The following is a 23,449-nucleotide window of genomic DNA, read 5'->3' as shown; positions in this document are numbered from 1 at the left end:
GGGCTTGGCTTCCTCGCTGTTTTTTTATTTAGCCCGATAAGCTCAAACTTAGTGGCTTGGCCAGAATGGTAAGCCCCTGATTTTTATCATGAAACTACTCCAAATAAGCGCTTATGCCCTGCGTTTGAACAGGCTTTATCAACCCATTGGAATATCCGGCAGCCGGGCTGCCCAAAAAATAGGAATCAATATGACTACCCGATTATTGCCAACTTTCCTTGTCCTTGTTTTCTTGCTGTGTGCTGCTACTGCTTGGGCGCAGCCCGGCGGAGACCCCGACCTGCCTGCTGAGGAGGTAGACATCATCAAGAGCTTTGATGCCCGTTTGGGCGATGCCAACCGTTTTCAGCTCGACCCCTCCCTGCCGCCCCTCGACACGGCTACCCGGCGGCTGGACTACCGCGTGTTCTCCAAAACCCTCCCGGTAGAATACCTCCCGCCAAAGATCAGGCCCCTGGCTATGCGCAGGGAAAAAATGGAAGAAGGGTACGATGGCTATGTCAAGCTCGGCGGCGGTTTCCCGGCCTCCTTCCTTGGGCAGGGCTTCTACCACCTGGGCAATGACGAAACCTTCTCTCTTGACCTCTTCGCGGACCACCACAGCGCAAATAACAGCCAAAATGTCGAGAATCAGCGGTTCAGCTGGACCACAGGGGGCGTAGATGGCACCTACTATTTTGATCAGGGCTTTGCTGTGAATACCAAACTGGCTTATACTTCGGATGCGGTCTTCTATTATGGCTACAACGAAGTAGCTGAAGCCTTAGAAGAGACCATCTCCTTTGACAAGGAGGAGGTCCGTCAGCGCTTTGGGATTTTTGATGCTGAAGCCAGTATCTACAACAGCGCCCGGACCGAGGCCGATTTCAACTATCACGCTGGCTTCAAGGCTTATTTGATGAACGACAGCTACTCCGCCTCCCGTGAGAACGGGTTTGACCTCCGCATCGGAGGCACCAAGTGGTTTGACGATACCCACCCCCTCAGCATTGAGCTGCAGACTGATTTTACGGGCTATGACGATACCGAAGGGGATCAGGACCTGAACAACTTCTTCCTACGCCCCAATTTCACTTACCACGCTGAGCGCTTCCGCGCAAAAGTGGGGCTTAACTTGGCTTCTAACAACGATATTTTTACGTTTTTCCCAGATATTGAAGTGACGGCTGTCCTGGTTGAGGGGGTTGTCAACGCCTATGTGGGCACAGATGGCACCCTTCAGAAGAACAATTTCCGGAACCTGGCAAACTACAACCCTTTCATCAGTTCGCCCCTCCGCATTCGGAACAGCCTGTACTACCGGTATTACGGTGGCGTGAAAGGCCATGTAGAAGGCATAGATTACGATTTTCAGGCCAGTTACAAAGCGATTGACGATCTGGCGACTTTCCGCCTGCTCGACCCTTTCTCCGAGACGCCCCGGTTCGATGTGGTATACGATGACGGCAGCATCATCACGATCAAGGGCTCCCTCACTGCACCTCTTTTTGAGGGCTTTGAGATCATCGGTGCGTTCAGCCAGAACATCTATGACCTCGACAACGAAGAGAAGCCTTGGCACCTGCCTGCGCTGACCGTGAATGTGGGCGGGCGTTACACTACCCTTGAGAACAAGCTTACGGTCCGTGGTGATTTCTTCCTTGAGAATGGGGTGCCCTTTGTGAATGCAGAAGGGGAAGCAGATAACCTCAACGCCTTGTTCGATGTAAGCCTGGGGGCAGAATACTACTTCTCAGAGCGGTTCGGCGGTTTTGTACAGTTGAACAATTTGGCCAACAACCGGAGGGAGCGGTGGTTCCGCTATCCTACTTTTGGCATCAATGCCCTGGCTGGGATTATGGTCCGGTTTTAAGGCCAATCCCAACAGCCGTCCCTGCGTGTCAGGGGAAGGAGAAACAGAATGTCGTTTTTTTTGGGGGGAAAGGGGCCTGCCCCTGCCTGATGGCAGGTGCCGCTATGCTCCGGGGCTCGCTATCCGCTCGGCCCTGTCGGGCTTGCCACCCCTTCGCAGCGCTAGGCCAATGGCAGCCTAGTAGTCTGTCAAGTGTTAATTTATGGGTTGAGTGGGAGCGGATTTTGAGGCTAAATCAAGGCGGATGTTCCCGCGCATAGCAGCGCTACGTAAGGGGTTGTCCAACGAAGAGTAGCCTCAAAAGTCGCCGCAGGCAACCCCTAGTTTTAGCCTTGACAGACCACTAGTGCCTGCAACGCCTGCGACATTCTGGCCTGCGCCCGTATCAGGAGCGGCTGTTGAGCATTTTGGCTTTCTGCTGTTCAAACTCCTCCAAAGTAAGTATGCCTTTTTCGCGCAGCTGTGCCAGCTCCGATAGCTGGTCCAGCAGCTTATCCCGTACCGGTTCTTTTTTCTTGGGCTGCGCTTTTGCCAGGGGAGGGAGCTCGAGCTCCTCCTCCCGCCCAGGCATCAGCCCCTGTGCCGGGAGGCGGTACCCATTCTGAACGAAGGTGTCAAATGCTGGGAAGGTGCGCAGGTAAGCTAGCGCATCGTGCGTATGGATTTTGTCCCAGTTGTCGAAGCCCAGGCGCACGGATTCATCAAGGTGGGAGAAAGCCAGGGATTCGTCCTCCATCATGGCGTAGGTTGCTGCCAAGTTGTAGTGCAGTAGGGGGTCGAGCGGCTCAATGGAGATGGCTTGTTCAAATCGCTCAGCGGCTGCTGCAAAATAGCCAGACCTGAAATTGGCCAGGGCATCCTCCCTCAGCACGTCAAGCTTTGAAGTGTGGTAGCGGCTGCGGTCGCGCGGGAAACGGCCAGGGGAGCGCTTTTGGCGGAAACGCCCTGCCCAGGAATGATTGGCAGCCTCATTATTGTACCTGCGGTCGAAGTCTCGCCGGGGCATAGCAAAAAACAGGATAGCGTCGACGAGGGCAAGCAGAGCAGGGAAAAGGACTAGGGGGAAGCCCTCTTCAGCCGTGATGATAATGGAAAAAATGCCGCCGATAAAATAAAGCGCGCCAATGAACCGCTGGTTCAGGTAAAACCGGTGTACGCCAAACATGCCAAAAAGCAGGGCGAGAACGCCTGTAAGGTTCTTGTTTTTCATAAAAAGCCCATCTCCTGTTGCAAAAAACAACAAGGTAGAACCTGGGGGGCAAAAGGGCAAGCGCAATAGCCGAAAAGGGGTAAAAAACGGATAAAAGGGGTTATTTGGCTAAAGCCCATACCCATTCCCCTTTTTCATCAAAATACCCGATCTCGCCCCCTTTCTCCACCCGGAACAGCCCCTGGCCAGCGTAGGAGATGTATTCGTAATCGGGCTGCACCAGTACCTTGCCGTCGAGGTCGGCCAAACCTGAAAAGCCCTGTATGCGGACTTTGGCATAGCCATTTTCAAAGCGCTCTATTTTGTCGTAGCGGGGCGGGATGATCTCAATGCCTTTTTGGTTGATGATGCCCCACTTTCCATTGACCTGCACGACAGCGACCCCATGCTGAAACTCGGTAGCCTGCTCGTAATACCCTTTGTAGGGGCTGGCTTCCTCTGTAATGTAGTAGAAACGGTATTGGTTGTCCCGCACAAGCCCCCGCCCTTCCTGAAAGTTGAGCAGGCGGTTGACACTAGGCTGTATGATTTCCTGGCCCTGCCGGTCGATCAGGCCGGCCTTCCTCAGCCCCTGGTACACTACCGCCCGGCCATCTTCAAAAGGCTGGCAGCGGGTATATTGAAAAGGGATGGCCACTGTGCCCTGGGCGTTGATGTAGCCGCACTGCCCGTCCAACTGTACAGGAGCAAGCCCTTCTGCGAAATGCCCTGCCTTGGAATACCTGGCCTCAATGGCCCATTCGCCCTTGGTGTTAATGTACCCGTAGCCATTTTTGCCTTTGGCCACAGCCAGCCCCTCATGGAAAGGCTCAATTTCTTGGAAATCGCCTTGTGCCTGTAGCGCTCCCGACCGGTCGAGCAGGGCGTATTTCACTTTGTTGTTGCCGTAGCGGGCAATAGCCAGCCCGTTTTCGTCGAAAGCGGAAACTGCACTGAACCTTGGGCGCTGTACAAATGTGCCGTTGATGTCGATGAGCCCATATAGCCCATTGTCGATGACCCGGGCCAGCCCCCACTGAAAGTCGTAGGCACGATCGAACTGAGGAGTGATCCTGAAGTGGCCAGATTCGTCAATATACCCGGCCCCATTTTCCGTAAGGGCCCAGGCCAGCCCGTGGCTGAAATTTCCGGCCCGCTTGAACTCAAAGTCGATAGCGATATGCCCCAATTTGTCGATGAAGCCCCACTCGTGCCCAAGGCGCACCGCAGCAAGGCCCATACTGAAATTCTGTACCTCCCGGAAGCGGCAGGGGATGACCTCTTGCCCGTCAAGATTGACAAAGCCCCAAAGCCCGTTTCGCTGCACAGCCAGCCGCCCTTCGCTGAAGTGGGCGATCTCATCGTATACCGCACTGACTGCCAGCTGCCCCAGGGTGTCGATCAGGCCATATTTGGGCTCTTTTTTATACACCTTCACCATGCTCCGGCCAGCGTTGGACATAAGCTGTACCTCATCATATTGGCATTCAATGACCATGCGGCCGGCCCGGTTGATAAGGCCCCATTTGTCCCCGCAAGCGACAATCCCGGCCCCTTCAGTAAAGTCTTCGGCAAATGTGAACGCCGGTGCGATGGCCACTTGCCCGGTGGTGTCCAGATAGCCCCATTCGCAGTCCTCACAAGTAAGGTATGCGGAAGCCCTGAACTTCTGGTCGTGCTGCGTATAGTCGGTCATAATACTAGGGGCAGACATGCCCTGAAGGAACTCAGAGAGCATGCCCAGGTGGTGCTTGGGCTCGAGGGCACCGGAAAGCTGCCCGGCAAAACTGAAGCGCGCCAGCCCGTCATCGGAAAATGGGCCTACAAAAGCAAGCCCTTGGCGGTGGATCTTGCCTTGGCGGTCGATCAGGCCTTGGGTGCCATTGGAAAAGGTGCAGCGGGCCAGGCGGCTGCCTTTTTTGAAATCTTCAACCTGAAGGTGGAGCAAGTCCAGCTCCGTGACGATCAGCCCCAGCTCATTGTTGACCAGGCCGAAGACCTGCTCAAAGCGGAAAGCCGTACGGTCGAATTGATAGGTGACAGACTTGGGCAGCCCGACAAGGGTAAACCCGAGTGCCGGCTCTACTGCTATAGAGGTGAACATCGGCTCGATCTGTACGCTGCCATCGGAGAGCTTGCGCATGCCCCAGCGGTCTTGTTCTGGCGAGTAAAACCACTCGAAGTAGCGAAGGCGGCGCTGCTGTTCCAATGAAGGCTCAGGGGCGAGGGGGCGGCTGGCATGGCCTACCTTCACTTGGAAATGCTGTTGGCTCAGGGCTTGCCCACTCTGGAGCTGGCCGTTTGCTGTGAAAGCAAAGAGGGTAAGGGCTTCGCCTTCCCCGGGCGTTTGCTGGTAAGCTTTGGCCTGGTTTTTTTCCAGGGTTATCCGGTGGTAGGCGGTTTTTACGAGGGGGCGCCCTTCCAGATTGCAAACCCCGTAAAGCCCATCCTTTTTGACCAAGCTCACTGCTCCGGTAGGCGGTGCGATATAGTCGTAAGAAGGAGGCATAGCCAGCTCCCCGCCCGGGAAGGCCAGCCCCCATTGCCCGTTTTGGTTGACCCGGAACAGGCTGTCTGTAAAAGGCTGTATCTCATCGTATTGGGCAGGGAATACGAGCTGCCCGCACCAATTGAGGAGCCCCAGCTGCCGGTTTTTTTTGAACAACAGGTAGCGGGGGGAAAAGGCATAAAAGCCATCGGCAAAAGCAGGTGTGATCATACGCCGGCAGTTCATAGAGTAGGCCTTTGCACCGGACTCGCTGTACCAAGCGATGAAACCGTGCTCCATGGCCTGGTAAGTATTGAAAGCAGGCAGCACCCGGATAACGCCGTCAGGGGTGGCCGCCCCCCATTTGCGGTCCTGTTCAAAACAGATCAGGCTGTCTTTTTCGATTTGGATATCTGTGGCCACCGGGGCCAGGACAATGCGCCCATCCCGGGTGATGAGGCCTTGGCGCGAGCCTTCCCAAATGCTGAAGTACTGCTGGCTGAAGCAGCTGATTTGGTCATACCGCGGAGGGGCAAGCACAGCGCCCCTTTCGTCTACAAGCCCCCATTTCCCCGATTTGGCAAAGGCCAAATACCCTTGGGCAGGCACTTCTACCTGCTCATAGCCCGAGCCCAAGACTTGGTGCCCATTGATGTGGATGACCGACCAAGCCCCGTCCCGCATAACCGCAATGAAGAGGGAATCGAGGATTTTGAGGTCCTCATACCGGCTGGGAAGGAGCTCTTGCCCTGTAGCATTCAGCAGGCCCACCCGCCCATGCTGTTGCATGACAGCGTACCCGAAGTGCTGGAATTCACCGATGGCATCGTATACCGGAGCCTGGACAATCTTGCCATCTGCGTTCATCAGCCCCCACATATTGTTTTGCTTTATGGGGAAGCAAGCCTGCTGCCCTATGAGACAGGAGGAGCAACCTAAATAAATGAACCAGAATAGCAGGCTGAGTCGTTGTATCATATGCAGGTCCTGTGAGTAGGTCATATTGGGCTTCCGGGCTGCTCATCGGATTTTGCGCAAATGCCCAGGGTTTATACGCAATCTGCCCGGCATTATTGTTTTCCTTTCCGGAAACTTCTTGGGGCGTACAGCGCAGAGGCAAAAATACTTTTTTGCTTAGTAATTTGTTAATGCATTGCTTATGTATGTCAATTAGTTTAAAATGTGGCGCTGTGAAGCTCATTGTGGCCAGGGAAAAATGGCCGGTGGAGAGAACAAACTTCAAAATTTATACATTTGCAGACAGCCACTGCTTTTAAATAAACAGAATTTATGCCAAAGAACCTGCTAATAGTCGAGTCTCCAGCCAAAGCAAAAACCATTGAGAAAATCCTGGGCAAGGATTTCATCGTCAAGTCCAGCTTCGGCCATGTCCGCGATTTGGACAAGCGAGGCGGGGCCGTCGATATAGAAAATAATTTTGAGCCCAAATATGTGATCTCCCCTGAAAAACAGAAGGTGGTCCGTGAGCTGAAAGACCTGACCAAGAAGTCGGATGAGGTATGGCTCGCAACGGACGAAGACCGGGAAGGGGAGGCTATTTCGTGGCACCTCTGCCAAGTCCTTGGGCTAGACGAAAAGCATACCAAACGCATCGTTTTCCGCGAGATTACCAAGCCGGCCATCCAAAAGGCAGTCACGCAGCCGCGAACGGTAGACCTCAACGTGGTCAATGCACAGCAAGCCCGCCGTATCCTAGACCGCCTTGTAGGGTACGAGCTTTCTGGCGTACTGTGGAAGAAGGTGCGCGGCAAGCTTTCTGCCGGCCGGGTGCAATCGGTGGCTGTAAAGCTGTTGGTAGAGCGCGAGCGAGAGATCATCAACTTCGACCCTAGCCCTTTTTTCCGGGTGAACGCGCTTTTTGATGTCAAAAATGAACAGGGGAAGGCAGTGAAACTCAAAGCCGAGAACCCCTCCCGGTTTAACGATGAAAAAGGGGCGCAGCAGTTTTTAGAGCAGTGCCGAGAGGCGGCTTTCGAAATTACAGATATCGACGTCAAGCCGCTCAAGCGCCGCCCGACAGCCCCGTTTACTACCTCCACCCTGCAACAGGAGGCCAGCCGTAAGCTCGGGTTTAGCGTACAGCGCACGATGAGCGTAGCGCAACGGCTGTACGAAGCGGGCCATATCACTTATATGCGTACAGACTCCGTAGCCCTGAGCGAGACTGCCCTGAAAAGCATTGCGCAGGAGATAACGCATTTGTACGGCAGCAATTACCTCAAAACACGCCGCTACAAAGGCAAATCCGCAGGGGCACAGGAGGCGCACGAAGCTATCCGGCCTACTTATATCAATAAGCAGATGGCCTCCTCTGACCGAGATGAGCAACGGCTTTATGAGCTTATCTGGAAACGGACCATCGCCTCCCAAATGTCGGATGCAGAGCTGGAAAAGACCATCGTCAAGGTGGGCATTTCCACAGTGCCTGATGCCTACCTGAAAGCAGAAGGCGAAGTGCTCAAGTTTGACGGCTTCCTAAAGGTCTACCTAGAGTCTACAGATGATGATGATGAGGAGGAAGAGGCAAAAGGCATGCTGCCGCCGCTGAAAGTGGGCCAGCTGCTCAATCTCTTTGAAATGACGGCCATTGAGCGGTTTACCCGCCCGCCTGCCCGGTATACGGAGGCGGCCCTGGTCAAAAAATTGGAGGAGCTTGGCATTGGCCGCCCATCTACCTACGCCCCTACGATCAGCAAAATCATGGAGCCTGAACGAGGGTACATCACCAAGGAGTCTCGGGATGGTGAAGAGCGGAAGTATACCTTGCTCACCTTAAACAAAGCAGGCAAGATCAACAGCGAGGTGAAAACGGAAGTTACCGGCACGGTCAAAAACCGCCTGTTCGCTACCGATATGGGGATGACCGTGAGCGATTTTCTGAGCGAGCACTTCAAAGAGATCATGGATTACGGTTTCACTGCTGATATCGAAAAACAATTTGATGTCATTGCGGAAGGGCAGAGGGAGTGGACGCAAATGTTGGCCAGCTTTTATAAGCCTTTCCACGAAACAGTGGAAGAGACCATCGAGAACGCTGAGCGCCCAACCCGGGAGCGAGTACTGGGCAAGGACCCCGAAACGGGCCGCACGGTGCTCACGCGCATGACCCGCCTTGGGCCAGTGGTGCAGATCGGCTCGCCGGACGAGCTCGAGGAGGACGAAAAGCCGAAGTACGGCAATTTGCGCCCTGGGCAGTCTATGGAGACGATCACCTACGAAGAGGCGATGAAGCTGTTCGAGCTCCCCAGGGATATGGGCGAGCACGAGGGCGAGCCGGTGCAGATCGGTGTGGGCCGCTATGGGCCTTATGTGCGCAAAGGGGAAAACTTCTTTGTCTCCATCCCTAAAGGGGAGGACCCTTTGAAGATAAGCAGAGCGCGTGCCCTTGAGCTCATCAATGCTAAAATCAAAGAAGATGCGCCGGTGGGCACCTACAAAGGCAAGCCGATTACCAAAGGGAAAGGCCGTTTCGGCCCCTTCCTGAAATGGGACGGCATGTTCGTGAATGTGCCCCGCAAATATGATTTCGATACCATCTCCCTGGAAGAGATGCACGAGCTGATCGAGCAGAAAGTGCAAAAAGAAGCCAACCGATACATCCACCGCTGGGACGATGAAAAGATATCGGTAGAGAACGGCCGTTGGGGGCCCTTCATCAAGTTCAACAAAAGGAACGTCAAATTCCCGAAGGTTGATGGGGAGAAGGTGACGCCTGAGATGGCGAAGGAGATGACGCTGGAAGACGTGAAAAAGATCATCGAGGCGGAAATCCCGGATGCGTTCAAGAAAAAGAAAAAGGCCCCGGCTAAGAAAAAGCCAGCCACTGGCAAAAAGAAAGCCCCGGCTAAGCCTAAGGCTAAAAAGTAGCTGTTGAGCCCGGGTACGGATTTTCACAGCGGGCTTCTATCTCAGCGCAGCTCAGTGGCCTCGGTGCCTCAGTGTCTGTTTTTGCCAAGGAGACGGGGAGCACGGAGTTTCACATCGGGCTTCTATCTCAGTGGCGCTCGGTGTGCTCGGTGCCTCAGTGTCTGTTTTTGCCACGGAGGGCAGGTGCCAGCCTAAAGCCTGAAAAGCTTAAACACCTGCGACATTTTGGGGTCACCTCCTTTTTTATCTTTTTTTGCGGCGTTTTCGGAAAGACCAAGTCAGGCGTACCGTACAGACCGCCTCCCCGTGTATATTGCGGCCGGTAGAAATAGCAGTGAACTCCTGCCCCTCTTCATTTTGTAAGGCCTGTTGTACGGCTGTTCTGAGCGCTGCCCCGTCTTCACAGGTAAAGGTGGTGCGGGTATCCGCCTTTTTGATGAAGTGGGCTTCCACTTTTGTGATCAGCATGGAGGCTGGGGGCTGCCCGGACAGTGCTAGCATGGCTAGCGCGCCGGTGGAGAGCTCGGCTGCACCGGCTAGTGCTGCGAAATAAATAGAACGGAAAGGGTTTTGCGTGGCCCATCGGTAGGGCAGGCTGACCGCACAAGCCGATGCGGTACACGATTCTATCCTGACCCCCCAAAATAAACAAGAGGGGAGGCGCTGCAGGAAGAAAAGCCTCATTTTCCAAGGCGCTTTAAAATTGGCCATCAGCTTTATAGCAGAGCCATTGAGGGCAGGGGCAGTGGTTTCAGCATAGGGCGTTTGAGCCATAATCCAGGAATTAAGGGTGAGGCAGGCAGTCGGTTGATTTACAGGCCTTACTGCTGCAAATGCGTTGAAAGGTACGCATTTCTGGGGGTTAGTCAAGGCATATAACTTTAGCTTTTGGGTAGGATTTACTATTTAGGGCCATCAAAAATCATTACATTTGGGCATCCATCACAAACCATTAATCACAGCATGAATCTTCACGAATATCAAGGTAAAGAATTGCTGAAGAGCTACGGCGTAGCCATTCAGGAAGGAACAGTGGCCCATACTGTAGAAGAAGCCGCACAGGCTTACAATAAGCTGGCGGAAGAGACCGGCTCCAAATTCGCAGTAGTCAAAGCCCAAATCCACGCTGGAGGCCGCGGTAAAGGCGGTGGCGTAAAGCTGGTCAAAAGCCTGGACGACCTGAAAGAAAAGGCTGACAACATACTGGGCATGATGCTCAAAACCCCACAGACGCCTGGTGGGATGGAAGGCCCGGGAAAGCTGGTCCGCAAAATTCTGGTGGCTGAAGATGCTTACGTGCCTTCTCCAGATGAATGCGATGAGTTCTACGTTTCTGTACTGATGGACCGCGAGCGCAAGTGCAACGTTATCATTTACTCCACAGAAGGGGGGATGGACATTGAGACGGTGGCCGAAGAGACCCCGCACCTGGTGCACAAAGAATATATTGACCCGACTCTCGGCCTGCAGGGCTTTCAAACCCGCAAGATCGCTTTCAATTTGGGGCTTAGCGGCAAGGCGTTCAAAGAAATGACGAAGTTCATCAGCTCCCTTTACAGTGCTTTTGTCGGTGCCGATGCCTCGCTGTTTGAGATCAACCCTTGCCTAAAAACTGGCGATGACCGGATTATTGCGGTCGATTGCAAGGTAACCCTCGATGAGAACGCTCTCTTCCGCCATAAAGACTTGGCTGCTATGCGGGATACAGACGAAGAAGACCCTACCGAGGTGGAAGCCAAGGAGTACGGCCTCAATTATGTGAAGCTCGACGGCAACGTAGGCTGTATGGTGAACGGTGCTGGCCTGGCTATGGCGACTATGGATATCATTAAGCTCAGCGGGGGCGACCCTGCCAACTTCCTGGATGTAGGGGGCACTGCTGATGCGGCCCGCGTGGAACAGGCTTTCCGCATCATCCTCAAAGACAAGAACGTAAAGGCTATCCTGATCAACATCTTTGGCGGCATCGTCCGTTGCGACCGTGTGGCACAGGGTGTGGTGGATGCTTACAAAAATATGGGCAATATCGATGTGCCTATCATCGTGCGCCTGCAGGGCACCAATGCTGATGTGGCCAAAAAGCTCATCGACGAGTCTGGCCTGGCTGTCAAATCGGCCATCTTGCTGCGCGAAGCAGCTGACCTGGTGAAGGAGGCTGTGGCTTAGGCAGGCGCCCCTTGGCTTTTTTAAGGCCGCCGTTTGCTCTTGGCAGCAAGCGGCGGCCTTTCATTTTTAGGCTTCGCGCCCCAACTAATTCCCCGCATTGCTGTTAAGCGCTCAAGTATTGGGAATGGCTGCTGCTCAAAGTGGCGCTTATCATTTATTTAGCAAAATGTCGAATTATGTTTGGTTGGTTCAAAAAAGATCCGGAGAAAGAGCTGGAGAAGAAATACGAAAAGCTCATGGAAGAAGCCATGCAGATTCAGCGCAGTGGCGATATCAAATCCTTCGCGGCCAAATCGGCCGAGGCCGAGGCGGTCGCTCAGGAGTTGGAGCAGCTCCGTGCGGATAAGGGTAAAGCCTAGTGCCTCAAGCCATAAATCCTTGCCACCCCAAGTTTCGTTCTTTTCCGCCTACTCTTCGTTAAAGAACCGCTCCTTTAGCTCGGGCTAAAGTCGCGAACCTTCGCCTTGATTAACCGGAAAACAACTTCAGCTTAAGTATCAGAGATTTATGACTTAAGGCACTAGCGGCTAGGTGCTTAACCTAAAACCGGTTTCAGACTGGGCTGGGGCTTGCCCCTAGCCCTTCCTTTGCTTTTTTCCAGCGCAGGCTTCGACAGCGCTTTGTTGCCCCCTTCACAGGGTGATATCTCTAGATTCCTCAGCCGCTTGTTTTTTTGTGCTTTGGGTGCTGATTTGGCCTGGCAGTTGCTGTCAGGCCTTTCTGGTTTTGGATAAACGAGCCGGCTGTGCGGTACAGCCCAAGAGGTTATCAGGTTTCCGTTTTTATGATTTGCCGGCCTAGCGCTGCGGAGGGGTGTCAAGCCCGTAAGGGCCGAGCGGACAGCGAGCCCCGTAGCATAGCGGCACCTGCCCACAGGCAGGGGCAGGCTCAAAAAGCGGCAATCTGATTGGTGCCTGGCAACTGGCATTTGGAATAAAACTTGCAATAGCTGTTGTGTTAGTGGATAGAAATACTGGATCTTGATTTTATTTGAAATAAAATTACGTGCCGGTTTATATACATCCGCCAAATGACGCGGATTGGCAAAAAAATATATAAACATCATAAAGTACTGTAAGTAAGGGTTTTAAGGAGTTGTTTTTGACAGGTTTAACCCCAAAAACGGCTTTGTATATATAATGTATAGATGGCCTCTTGTCCGATTCGCATTACATTTAGAGACCAACGCGGAAGTTGCTGAAAGTATCTTCTTCCTTAATTTGTCAACACTAATATTTGGTCGATATGCGGATACAACAAATTCTATTATCAATTTCCCTGCTGTGTTTGGCCCTTTCTGCGAGCGGCCAGGCCAATCAGGTCAAGGTAGATCAGGGAGCGGACGGGCTGCGCCTGACAGTCGATGGCGCTCCGGTCATGGTCAACGGCATGAACTGGGATTACTTCCCGATCGGGACCAATTACTCCTACAGCCTTTGGAACCAATCAGACGCCTTTATCCAAAAAGCATTGGATGACGAAATGTCGATGCTCCGCAATATGGGTGTCAATGTGATCCGTGTTTACACGGGCATACAGCCCAAGTGGATTACTTACATCTATGAGAATTATGGCATTTATACGATGCTCAACCATTCCTTTGGCCGCTACGGCGTAACGCTGAACGGAGCGTGGATGGGCAACACAGAGTATAGCGACCCACGTGTGAAAGAGCTACTGCTAAGCGAGGTGACAGCCCTGGCGGAAACTTACCGGAATACGCCGGGCCTGTTGCTCTATCTGCTGGGCAACGAGAACAACTATGGCTTGTTTTGGGGAGGAGCTGAAACCGAAGATATCCCTATTGAGGATAGGGCATCTACCAAGCGTGCTGAGTTTATGTACAAGCTGTTCAATCAGGCCGCAGTGGCGATGGGCAAGGCAGACCCTGGCCACCCCATCGCCATTTGCAACGGCGACCTGTTGTTCCTTGACATCATCGCCAAGGAATGCCCGGATGTGGACATCCTCGGTATCAATGTATACCGGGGCGAGTCTTTTGGCGATTTGTACGACCGGGTGAGGAGCGAATACGGTAAGCCGGTTTTGCTCACTGAGTTCGGCTCGGATGCGTTTAACGCCGTGACGATGGAAGAGGCACAGTTGGACCAGGCTTATTACGATCTGCAGAACTGGCGGGAAATTTACGAGAACGCCGCAGGCATGGGCAAAGCGGGCAACTCCTTAGGCGGGTTCACTTTTCAGTTCAGCGATGGCTGGTGGAAATATGGGCAGACCAAAAACCTGGACATACACGACTCCAACGCCTCTTGGGAAAATGGCGGCTACCGCTTTGACCACGTCCCCGAGCAGAATAATATGAACGAGGAGTGGTTTGGCATTTGCGCCAAAGGCCCAACAGACACGAAGGGTTTTTATCAGCTGTACCCCCGTGCTGCCTACTATGCGCTGAAAGAGGCTCATCGGTACAACCCGTATGCGGAGGGTGCGAGCCTCGGTACTATTGCACAACATTTTGGCAGTATCCAATTGGCTGACGCCCGCTTGCTGGCGCGTGGGGATAAAGCGGCCATGGAAGGGGAGAGGCTCAAGAAGATCAGCCTGAGCCGCCTGAGCGCTCAGCTTACGACCTTCAACACTGGCGGCAGCCTGATTTCTACCCCTAACAGCCCTATACCGGGCAATACGACTTTTCCGGATCAGCTGGGCTTCGACCACATGCAGTCTTTCTTTATCGGCGTGGAGGCCAACCCTACCTCCAACTTCCGCGCTAATGTGGAAGTGAACGTGCTGGGCAATGTAGCCCAGAACCCAATCGACCAGATATTTTATGAAAACCGCGCCCGGCGCGTACAGCTCAGCTCGCCTACGAATGGCAACGTAACGGTGGAGTCCATCAACCGGGTACAGCTCTACTCTGCGGAGTACGAATGGAACCACAGCCTTTTCAACCTGAAAGGCTTTTACCGGACTGGGCATTACCATTGGGCTTACGAGGGGGACTTTTTCAACCTTTACCCCGAAGCCAATTATGGACCCGTAATGGATATCTACAATGGTATCGCCCCCTTGGGCATGGAGTTCGAAGGCAAGAAAGAGCTCGAGGGGCTTAAAGCAGCCTTTGGCCCACAGCTATGGTGGGGCGCCAACCCTGCTGTGCTGGTCAAGTACCGCAAAGCTCTGGGCAAGTACAACGTCACTGGGGTGTTCCATGAAGACATTGATCAGCTTGGGCTCACCGAGAGCTCCTTTGCCATCCCTCAGCCGAAAACCCGCAGGCTCACCCTGCATGCGAACCGCTCTTTTGGCAAGCTGGAAGTAGACCTTGGCGGTATTTGGGGCGGGCAGCCCTTGCAAGGCAGGGTCTTTCAGACGACCCGAGAAGTAGAAGGGGAGACGCAGGTTTTCCAAGATGTGATACGGGCGGAGGACAACTTCGGCGGGAAGGTAAAGCTGACCTACGAAGGCGGCAAATTCAACTGGTACGCACAGTCTGCAGCTATGGGGCTGGTCGCCAATGGAGGGTTTGACCAAACCCAGACTTTCACTGGCTGGCGGCTCAAGGACAGCGGCAGCGGCAACCAATATAATGTCCTGACTGGGTTTGCTTATACGATGGGCAATTGGCAGATTGCTCCCAACTTCCTTTGGCAGAAGCCCATTGAAGGCCCAATGCCAGGAGATGTAGCCGCGCCTGGCCGGCCAAGGAATATCCTCGAAGACCCCTTCGTGGTGCGGGGCAACCGCGAGCAAGTAGCGGGGGAGCTGCTGCTGACTTACGACCCCACGCCTGGCACCTGGATGTACAACTGGGATACCGACCGCAGCGAGGACGCTAAATTTGCTGTGAGCGCAGGGGTGGTGTACCGCCACCTGCCTACCACCCAAGATGCTGCTATCGGTATCTTGCCTGATGGGCGTACGACCTTTGCTTTCCCGGGCGCAGCACCTGCGGCCGACCTTTGGGAGACCCACGTCCGCCTGGTCTCTAAAATCAACAGTGATTTCGGCTGGATTGCCAATATCTATGCAGGGGATGCACAGGCGAATGGCAGCGACGACCGCCTCATCCGCCGCTTTGGCACAGATTTGCGGGTCCTTTACAAAGCCCTTAAAGTCAACTCCTTTGTGCGGGTAAATGATTGGGGCCCTTATGATTACCACCGTGATTTCAACCTGACTTTCCCTTTGCAGATGATGCTCGATGTATCCTTGTCTTTGGGCAAGGCGGACTTTATCGATATGCCTGATACCCGTATTGGGGTAAGGGGCACCTATCGGACGTTGGACCGGTTCTCACCCCGTTATGCCCCCTTGGAGACGATCTCTGCTGCGGGCAACCTTGTACCGGACCCCGACCTGGTCGGTTTCGACAACGGTAACGAGTGGGAAATCAGGACCTACGTATTCATAAATATTGGCAAATAAAACCATAGATAAAATGAAGATAATGAACAACCGGTTTGCAAAAATACTCCCACTGAGCGTTGCTATGGTTCTGGCTTTCAGTTGTGAGCGGGAGTTGGATGACCTTCAGCCTGCTGAATACCCTTCTAACCCTAACGTTTTTATTGACGGTTTCAGCGGAGGTTTGGAATACGCTGCCTTTGGTGGGTCGGTGCCTACGGCATTCGATGTAGACAATGAGGTGACCTACCTGAATACCTCGGAAACCTCTATGCGCTTTGAAGTGCCCGACGCAGGCGACCCCCGGGGAGCTTATGCAGGAGGCGCCTTTTTTACGACAGTTGGCAGGGACCTGACAGAATATGATGCCCTGACCTTCTGGGCCAAGGCTTCTAAAGCTGCCAATATTGATGTGGTAGGCTTCGGCAATGATTTGGGCGAAGCCCGGCATCAGGCGTCTGTCAGTGGCTTAGCCATTACGACCAATTGGCAGAAATACATCATCCCCCTGCCTGACCCTTCAAGGCTGACGGCTGAAAAGGGCCTGTTCTACTATTCTGAAGGCCCGGAAGACGGCAGAGGCTATACCTTTTGGGTAGACGAGCTCAAGTTCGAAAAACTGGGCACACTGGCCCACCCCAAGCACAGCATGCTGAACGGGGAAGATCAGGTAGAAACCTCATTTGTGGGGGTTTCCAAAAGGATAGAAGGCCTGTCTTCTACTTTCAACTTGCCCACGGGGGTCAACCGTACGGTAGGTGTTACGCCAGCATACTTTGAGTTTGCTTCCTCCGACGAGTCTATCGCTGTGGTAGATGGCAGTGGGGTAGTGACGGTAGTAGGCGGCCCTGGCACTGCAGAGATCACGGCTACTGTAGGGGGTGTGGCAGCAGAGGGCTCCCTTACCATTGAGTCGGTTGGCGATTTTGTGAATGCCCCTACACCCGTGATTCCACAGGACAATGTGATCTCTCTGTTCAGCGAGGCCTACATGAACGAGCCTGTAGATTATTACAATGGCTTCTGGGAGCCTTTCCAGACCACGTTGTCTGCTGATTTTGAGGTTAATGGAGACCGGGTGCTGAATTATACCGATTTCAACTTTGTGGGCATACAGTTCACCTCTCCCACAATTGATGCTACGGCAATGACCCACTTGCATATCGATATTTACCTGCCCAACCCACTTGCTGGCACAGCGCGCATGCAATTGGAAGTAGTAGACTTCGGGAGCGGGGGCACTGGCGTTTTTGCTACGGATATCCCGGCTTCACAAGCACAGCAGTGGATCAGCCTTGATGTGCCTTTGTCCAACTTTGCTGGGCTTGGCAGCCGGGCAGAGCTGGCGCAGGTCATCTTTGTGGATGTCAATGGCAACATCCCAGGGTTTTATGCCGACAATATCTTCTTTTATGACGATAGCACGCCGCCTACCATGCCGGCCACGGCAGCGCCAACGCCTACTCATCCTTCCGATGATGTCCTTTCTATCTTCAGTGAGGCCTATCCTTCCTTAGAGGGCACAGACTTTTTCCCCAATTGGGGGCAGGCTACGGTCGTGAGCGAAGTGGCCATAGACGGCAACAATACTTTAAAGTACACAGGGCTGAACTATCAGGGCATACAGCTGGCTGAGGCACAAGACGTATCTGATATGGCTTTCTTGCACATTGATTATTGGACTGACAATTCGGCACAGCTCAATGTTTTCCTGATCAGCCCAGGCCCGGTGGAGACTCCCGTTTCCCTTACGGTGCCAACTTCCGGTTGGGGCAGTGTAGACATCCCGTTATCTGACTTCTCCCCTGTAGCCCTGGACAACCTGATTCAGCTCAAGTTTGATGGGAACGGGGATATTTTCCTGGACAACATCTATTTCCGCAAATAAAAACCCAAGCATGATGCTAAGTATAGAAAGACATATTCTCTCAGTTGCCCTGTTGTTATTGGGCAGTATGGTGTTCTTCCCAGGCTGTGAGGTCGATGAGTTCCAAAAGCTGGACGAACGCAATTGGCAGCTCACTTGGAGCGACGAGTTTGATGGCGCTGCCGGAGAATCGCCCGACCCGGAGAAGTGGGTATACGACCTTGGCCGAGGCGATAACGGCTGGGGCAACGAGGAGCTGCAGGTTTATACCGATGCCCCGGAAAACATCTCTATGGATGGTGAAGGGAACTTGGTCATCACCGCCCTGCAGTCGGGCAACAGCTACACCTCTGCCCGCATCAAGACCCTCGGGCGCTTTGCCCAGCAATATGGCCGGTTTGAGGCACGGCTGAAAACCCCCTATGGGCCGGGGCTGTGGCCTGCATTTTGGATGATGGGCGCCAATATCGAAACCGTCTCTTGGCCTCAATGTGGAGAAATTGATATCATGGAGCTGCGTGGGCAGGAGCCTCATATCATCCACGGCTCTATCCACGGGCCGGGCTATTTTGGCGGCAACCCCATTACCAAAGGCTATTCCCTGGACAGGGCCCGCTTTGACAACGAGTTCCACCTCTTCGCAGTGGAGTGGGATGAAGACAAGATCGACTTTTTTGTAGACGACTTCCTCTACCAGCGCATCCTGCGGGATGATGTGCCCGGAGAATGGGTCTTCAACCAGCCTTTTTTCATGCTGCTGAACGTAGCGGTTGGGGGCAACTATGTGGGCTTCCCAACCGCGGACACCCCCTTCCCTCAACGGATGACCGTAGACTATGTCAGGGTGTACCAAAATGCCAATTAAAAGGGCACTGCCCTCGGCGCAACCTCAAAAAACCAACTCTTTTCTCGCTCGGCAGGGCTGTGGGCTATCCTAATGCAGCTCTTCAGCCCTGCCGTGTGGGATTTAAGCAAAAAGTATAAAACGAAAATTGTGAGTAAAGCAAGTTTAGCACAAACCGCTGGCCTGGCAGCAACCGGGCCTACCATGGAAATGGTCGACCTTAATGGCGAGCGCTATTTCAAGATGGCCAATTACCATAGTATGAGGCCATTCTTTATGACCATCGTAAGTGATGCCAACCATTGGATGTACATCTCCAGTACCGGAGGGCTAACTGCGGGCCGGAAGAACCCTGAATTTGCTTTGTTCCCATACTATACCGACGACAAGATAACGGAGTCTGCAGACGTAACTGGGAGCAAGTCCCTTTTCCAAGTGCAGAGATCGGGGGAAGCTCACATTTGGGAGCCTTTTACCAGCCGCTCGGCAGAGCAGTACAACATCAGCAGGAACCTTTATAAGAGCATATACGGCAATAAGATCATTTTTGAGGAGATCAACCACAGCCTGCAGCTGTCTTTCCGTTATCAATGGAGCACAAGCAAGGTTTACGGATTTGTCCGCCATGCTGCCCTGGAAAACCTCGGTAGGGAAAATGCCGAAGTAGTGCTCTTAGACGGTATTCAGAACATCATGCCACACGGAGTGCCCAGCGATCTGCAGCGCTCAACGAGCAACCTGGTTGATGCCTATAAACGCAATGAGCTGGAGCCGGAGTCTGGATTGGGGATTTATGCCCTTAGCGCCATAATTGTGGACAAGGCAGAGCCTAGCGAAGCCCTGAAAGCCAATGTAGCCTGGTCTTTTGGGTTGGAAGCTGAAGCTTACCTGCTCTCGTCTCTACAATTGCCCATTTTCCGTTCGGGCCAGCAGGTGCAGACGGAGACGGACATCAAAGGGGAACGCGGCAGCTATTTTGTTTCTGCCACAGCTACCGCAAAAGCAGGGAGCGCCCTGAATTGGGGCATCGTGGCCAATGTCAATCAGACACAGGCACAGGTGATCAGCCTTGCTGCTGAAATCAAGGAGCGCCCTGGCCTTTTGCAGGAACTGGAAGAAGATATTGCTGGGGGCACGGCGGGCTTGGCCAAGCTCGTGGGCAGTGCCGATGGTATGCAATGCACCGCTGACAAACTCAACGACACCCGCCATTTTTCAAATGTGCTTTTCAATATTATGCGGGGCGGTATATTCGACGATGGCTATCTGATAGAGCTTTCCGACTTCCTGGAATACTTGCACAAGGCCAACGCTACTTTGGCCGCCCGGTACCAAGATCGTTTGAAAGGCCTTGGCGGCAGGTTCAGCCGGGAAGCTCTGGAAACCTTGCTCCTGAAAACCGGAGACCCTGATCTTATCCGCTTAGGTACAGAGTACTTGCCGCTGAAGTTCAGCCGCCGCCACGGCGACCCCAGCCGTCCGTGGAATTACTTCTCCATCAATACCCAAAGCGAGCTGGACGGCTCCAAGATCCTGGACTACGAAGGCAACTGGCGTGATCTTTTCCAGAACTGGGAAGCGCTGGCTTACGCCTATCCTGATTTTATAACAGGCATGATCTTTAAATTCCTTAATGCTTCCACTTTCGATGGGTACAACCCTTACCGGGTGACCAAAGGCGGCTTTGACTGGGAAATTATCGAGCCCGATGACCCTTGGTCGTATATCGGCTACTGGGGCGATCATCAGATTATTTATCTGCAGAAGTTCCTGGAAATCATCGAGAAGCACCAGCCGGGCAAGCTGCAATCTTTCCTCGGGCAGCCATGGTTTGTGTACGCCGCTGTGCCCTATGTCATCAAGCCTTACGAAAAGCTGCTGGAAGACCCTCAGGATACTATAGCGTTTGACCATGAGTGGGATGCTGCAATCCGCAAAAGGCGTGCAGAGGAGGGGGCTGATGGGGCGCTGCTGCGGCTCGGCGACGGCAGCATTCACCACGTGACCTTTCTGGAAAAGGTCTTGGCAACCGTCCTGGCGAAGGTCTCAAATTTGATCCCAGGGACAGGCATCTGGATGAATACACAGCGCCCAGAATGGAACGATGCCAATAACGCCTTGGTAGGCAATGGCGTTTCTATGGTCACTTTGTACTACCTGCGGCGTTTTATGCACTTCCTGTTGCTGCAGTTGCAGGGGGCAGAAGAACAGGAGATAAGCGTTTCGGCTGAGCTGGCCCGCTTTTTCCAGCGCATATCGGAAGTGCTGGCCAGCCATCAGGGCTTATTGTCTGCCCCGTTTACCGATCAGAGCAGAAAGGCAGTAGTGGATGCATTAGGGCAGGCCGCCTCCGACTACCGGGAGGAGGTCTATGAGAAAGGCTTTTCGGGCAAGATGGAGGGCCTTTCCCTGAGCCAGGTATCGGTTTTTGCCAAGGATTGCCTGGCATTTATTGACCATGCTATAAAGGCCAACCGGCGCCCGGATGGATTGTACCACGCTTACAACCTAATGGCCGTGGAAGGCAATGGCATTGCCCGCGGGCACCTCAGCGAGATGCTCGAAGGCCAGGTGGCCGTGCTGAGCGCTGGCTGTCTAAAGCCAGAGGAGGCGCTTTCGGTGCTTAATGCTTTAAAAAACAGTGCATTATTCCGAGAAGACCAATATAGCTACATACTGTACCCTAACAAGGAGCTGCCAGGTTTTCTCCATAAAAATACCATCCCCGCAGAAGCGGCAGGGCGATCTGCGCTGATACAGCAGATGTTAGCTGATGGCGCAAAACAGATTGTAGAGCAAGATATCAAGGGCGGCTTGCATTTTAATGGGAACTTCAAAAATGCAAAAGACCTGGCGAAGGCTTTGGATGCGCTCTCAGGCACCAAATATGGGGGCTTGGCCTCACAGGAACGTCAGCTGCTCTTGAGCGTGTTCGAGGAAGTATTCAACCACAAGGCATTCACTGGGCGCTCCGGTACCTTCTTTGCCTATGAAGGCTTAGGCTCTATTTACTGGCATATGGTTTCCAAGCTGTTGTTGGCGGTGCAGGAATGCTGTCTTCAGGCTATGGCAGAGGGGGCTCCCCCTGAAATCATTGGAGGGCTGTTGGACCACTATTACGAGATTCAGGCCGGGATCGGTGTCCATAAACCGCCGGGGCTGTATGGCGCTTTCCCCACTGATGCCTATTCTCACACCCCTCAGCACCGGGGTGCGCAGCAGCCGGGCATGACCGGGCAGGTCAAGGAGGATATTCTTTCCCGTATAGGGGAAATGGGCGTGGAAGTGCTGGGCGGAAAGCTGTGCTTCAGCCCCCGATTGCTGCGCAAGGAGGCTTTCCTCAGCAGTACAGATGAGTTGGGGTACATCGACGTGGAAGGGCAGCCACAGCGCTTGCCCCTCGAAGCCGGGCAGCTCGCTTTTACTTACTGCAATGTACCCATAGTGTACACCTTGGCTGAAGCAGATGAAATAAGGGTACAGTATACGGATGGCAAAGGGCAGCAGATACCGGGTAAGGTGCTGACAGCTGAAGACAGCCGGGCGGTGTTCGGCCGCGCAGGGAAGATTGCCCGCATTGAGGTTTTACTAAAGTTATAAGCCATGAGAAAATATCTACAGCCCGTCCGGATACTTCGTATGCTGGCAGGAGCCTTGCTCTCTGCTTTGGCTTTGTTTTCCTGCGCCCCGGCCCGTGAAAAGCCATTGGCCAAAGGGCTTACTGCTGCTGAAATACTAGGTAATCCGGATTACCAGGCCATCTCTTATGGCGGCTACCGGGCCTCTACGCGAGACATACAGCCCACTATACCCCAATTGAAAGAAGACCTGAGGCTGCTGTCTGCTATGGGCATCAAACTGCTGCGTACCTATAATGTACAGTTTGATGAAGCCGCCAACTTGTTGGCGGCTATCCGGGAGCTGCAATCCGAAGAGCCTGGTTTTGAGATGTATCTGATGCTCGGAGCTTGGATCGACTGCAAGAATGCGTGGTCAGGCTTGCCGCCCGACCACGATCAGGAGAGCGAGCAGAATGAGGGTGAAGTGGCCAGGGCGGTAGCTTTGGCTCAGGAATACCCTGAAATTGTCAAGATCATTGCGGTGGGCAATGAGGCTATGGTCAAATGGGCCGCAAGCTATTATGTGCAGCCTGGGGTCATCCTCAAGTGGGTCAATCATTTACAAGGGCTGAAGGCAAAGGGGGAGCTGCCCGCAAGCCTTTGGATTACGAGTTCTGATAATTTCGCTTCTTGGGGCGGGGGAGGAGAAGAGTACCACGTGGAAGATTTGGATAAACTCATTGCTGCTGTGGATTTCATCTCTTTGCACACTTACCCCATGCACGATACGCATTACAACCCCGAGTTTTGGCTTGCTCCTCCGGATGCGGCCGTTCAAGATACCCTGCAACAAATTGATGCTGCCATGGGCCGTGCATTGGCCTATGCCCAAGAGCAGTACCGAAGCGTAGTAGATTATGTAGCCGCACTAGGCCTTTCCAAACCGGTGCACATAGGGGAGACCGGCTGGGCCACGCAGTCCAATGGCCATTATGGGGCGGCAGGTTCCCGCGCTACAGACGAGTACAAGTCTGCTCTATATTATCAGGCTATGCGGGAATGGACTGCCCGGGACAGTATCACCTGTTTTTACTTTGAGGCATTTGACGAACAGTGGAAAGATGCCGGCAACCCTGGAGGCTCGGAGAACCATTTTGGGCTCATCAATCTGAAAGGGGAAGCCAAGTTCGCGCTGTGGGGGCTGGTAGACGAAGGGCGCTTCAATGG

The 23,449-nt window shown here is 53.5% G+C and carries 12 protein-coding genes; 9 read left to right on the top strand and 3 right to left on the bottom strand.

What is annotated here, in order from left to right:
• The first annotated feature begins 190 nt into the window (after nucleotides 1–190).
• Nucleotides 191–1,852 carry a hypothetical protein gene (locus tag FRY97_RS18360; RefSeq protein ID WP_147169026.1) on the top strand — a complete coding sequence of 554 codons (1,662 nt, stop codon included), beginning with the start codon at nucleotides 191–193 and terminating at the stop codon, nucleotides 1,850–1,852.
• Between the two features lie 385 nt (nucleotides 1,853–2,237).
• Here the strand turns inward: FRY97_RS18360 and FRY97_RS18355 are convergent, their stop codons facing one another.
• The gene (locus tag FRY97_RS18355; protein WP_147169025.1) at nucleotides 2,238–3,062 is read right to left on the bottom strand and encodes an NINE protein; all 825 of its coding nucleotides are present in this window, start codon (nucleotides 3,060–3,062) and stop codon (nucleotides 2,238–2,240) included.
• A 100-nt stretch (nucleotides 3,063–3,162) separates the two neighbouring features.
• Nucleotides 3,163–6,408, bottom strand: coding sequence for a WG repeat-containing protein (locus tag FRY97_RS18350; protein ID WP_170254738.1), 3,246 nt, complete (start codon nucleotides 6,406–6,408; stop codon nucleotides 3,163–3,165).
• A 411-nt stretch (nucleotides 6,409–6,819) separates the two neighbouring features.
• Here FRY97_RS18350 and topA point away from each other — a divergent pair, with 411 nt between their 5' ends.
• Nucleotides 6,820–9,417: a type I DNA topoisomerase gene (topA, locus tag FRY97_RS18345; protein ID WP_147169023.1), complete on the top strand. Its 2,598-nt coding sequence runs from the start codon at nucleotides 6,820–6,822 to the stop codon at nucleotides 9,415–9,417.
• A gap of 243 nt (nucleotides 9,418–9,660) precedes the next feature.
• Here the strand turns inward: topA and FRY97_RS18340 are convergent, their stop codons facing one another.
• Nucleotides 9,661–10,191 carry a DUF4442 domain-containing protein gene (locus tag FRY97_RS18340; RefSeq protein WP_211356913.1) on the bottom strand — a complete coding sequence of 177 codons (531 nt, stop codon included), beginning with the start codon at nucleotides 10,189–10,191 and terminating at the stop codon, nucleotides 9,661–9,663.
• A gap of 189 nt (nucleotides 10,192–10,380) precedes the next feature.
• On the opposite strand from FRY97_RS18340, the gene sucC reads away from it, so the two are divergent.
• The 7 genes from sucC to FRY97_RS18305 all read left to right on the top strand — a co-directional run.
• Entirely contained in the window at nucleotides 10,381–11,583 is a 1,203-nt protein-coding gene (gene sucC / locus FRY97_RS18335) for an ADP-forming succinate--CoA ligase subunit beta (protein ID WP_147169022.1), read from the top strand.
• 176 nt (nucleotides 11,584–11,759) lie between these two features.
• A complete protein-coding gene (locus tag FRY97_RS18330) occupies nucleotides 11,760–11,942 on the top strand; it encodes a DUF6435 family protein (protein WP_147169021.1) in 183 nt (60 codons plus the stop codon).
• A gap of 886 nt (nucleotides 11,943–12,828) precedes the next feature.
• Entirely contained in the window at nucleotides 12,829–15,972 is a 3,144-nt protein-coding gene (locus tag FRY97_RS18325) for a glycoside hydrolase 5 family protein (RefSeq protein ID WP_246141823.1), read from the top strand.
• Nucleotides 15,973–15,985: 13 nt separating this feature from the next.
• Complete coding sequence (locus tag FRY97_RS18320) at nucleotides 15,986–17,839, top strand: glycosyl hydrolase family 16 (protein ID WP_147169020.1); 1,854 nt, start codon at nucleotides 15,986–15,988, stop codon at nucleotides 17,837–17,839.
• A 10-nt stretch (nucleotides 17,840–17,849) separates the two neighbouring features.
• Nucleotides 17,850–18,683, top strand: coding sequence for a glycoside hydrolase family 16 protein (locus tag FRY97_RS18315; protein WP_246141821.1), 834 nt, complete (start codon nucleotides 17,850–17,852; stop codon nucleotides 18,681–18,683).
• Nucleotides 18,684–18,866: 183 nt separating this feature from the next.
• A complete protein-coding gene (locus FRY97_RS18310; protein WP_147169032.1) occupies nucleotides 18,867–22,262 on the top strand; it encodes a hypothetical protein in 3,396 nt (1,131 codons plus the stop codon).
• Nucleotides 22,263–22,265: 3 nt separating this feature from the next.
• A partial coding sequence (locus FRY97_RS18305) for a glycoside hydrolase family 17 protein (RefSeq protein ID WP_147169019.1) occupies nucleotides 22,266–23,449 on the top strand: 1,184 nt, incomplete at its 3' end.

The organism is Phaeodactylibacter luteus, assembly GCF_007993045.1.
Taxonomy (GTDB): domain Bacteria; phylum Bacteroidota; class Bacteroidia; order Chitinophagales; family Saprospiraceae; genus Phaeodactylibacter; species Phaeodactylibacter luteus.
Note: the sequence above shows the minus strand (reverse complement) of the source record. Positions and strands in the feature narration are given on the sequence as shown.

Coding starts and splice junctions, on each gene's coding strand:
- sucC (WP_147169022.1), top strand. CDS start 10,381: ATGAATCTTCACGAATATCAAGGTAAAGAATTGCTGAAGAGCTACGGC.
- FRY97_RS18360 (WP_147169026.1), top strand. CDS start 191: ATGACTACCCGATTATTGCCAACTTTCCTTGTCCTTGTTTTCTTGCTG.
- FRY97_RS18340 (WP_211356913.1), bottom strand. CDS start 10,191: ATGGCTCAAACGCCCTATGCTGAAACCACTGCCCCTGCCCTCAATGGC.
- FRY97_RS18330 (WP_147169021.1), top strand. CDS start 11,760: ATGTTTGGTTGGTTCAAAAAAGATCCGGAGAAAGAGCTGGAGAAGAAA.
- FRY97_RS18315 (WP_246141821.1), top strand. CDS start 17,850: ATGATGCTAAGTATAGAAAGACATATTCTCTCAGTTGCCCTGTTGTTA.
- FRY97_RS18325 (WP_246141823.1), top strand. CDS start 12,829: ATGCGGATACAACAAATTCTATTATCAATTTCCCTGCTGTGTTTGGCC.
- topA (WP_147169023.1), top strand. CDS start 6,820: ATGCCAAAGAACCTGCTAATAGTCGAGTCTCCAGCCAAAGCAAAAACC.
- FRY97_RS18310 (WP_147169032.1), top strand. CDS start 18,867: ATGGAAATGGTCGACCTTAATGGCGAGCGCTATTTCAAGATGGCCAAT.
- FRY97_RS18350 (WP_170254738.1), bottom strand. CDS start 6,408: ATGTGGGGGCTGATGAACGCAGATGGCAAGATTGTCCAGGCTCCGGTA.
- FRY97_RS18355 (WP_147169025.1), bottom strand. CDS start 3,062: ATGAAAAACAAGAACCTTACAGGCGTTCTCGCCCTGCTTTTTGGCATG.
- FRY97_RS18320 (WP_147169020.1), top strand. CDS start 15,986: ATGAAGATAATGAACAACCGGTTTGCAAAAATACTCCCACTGAGCGTT.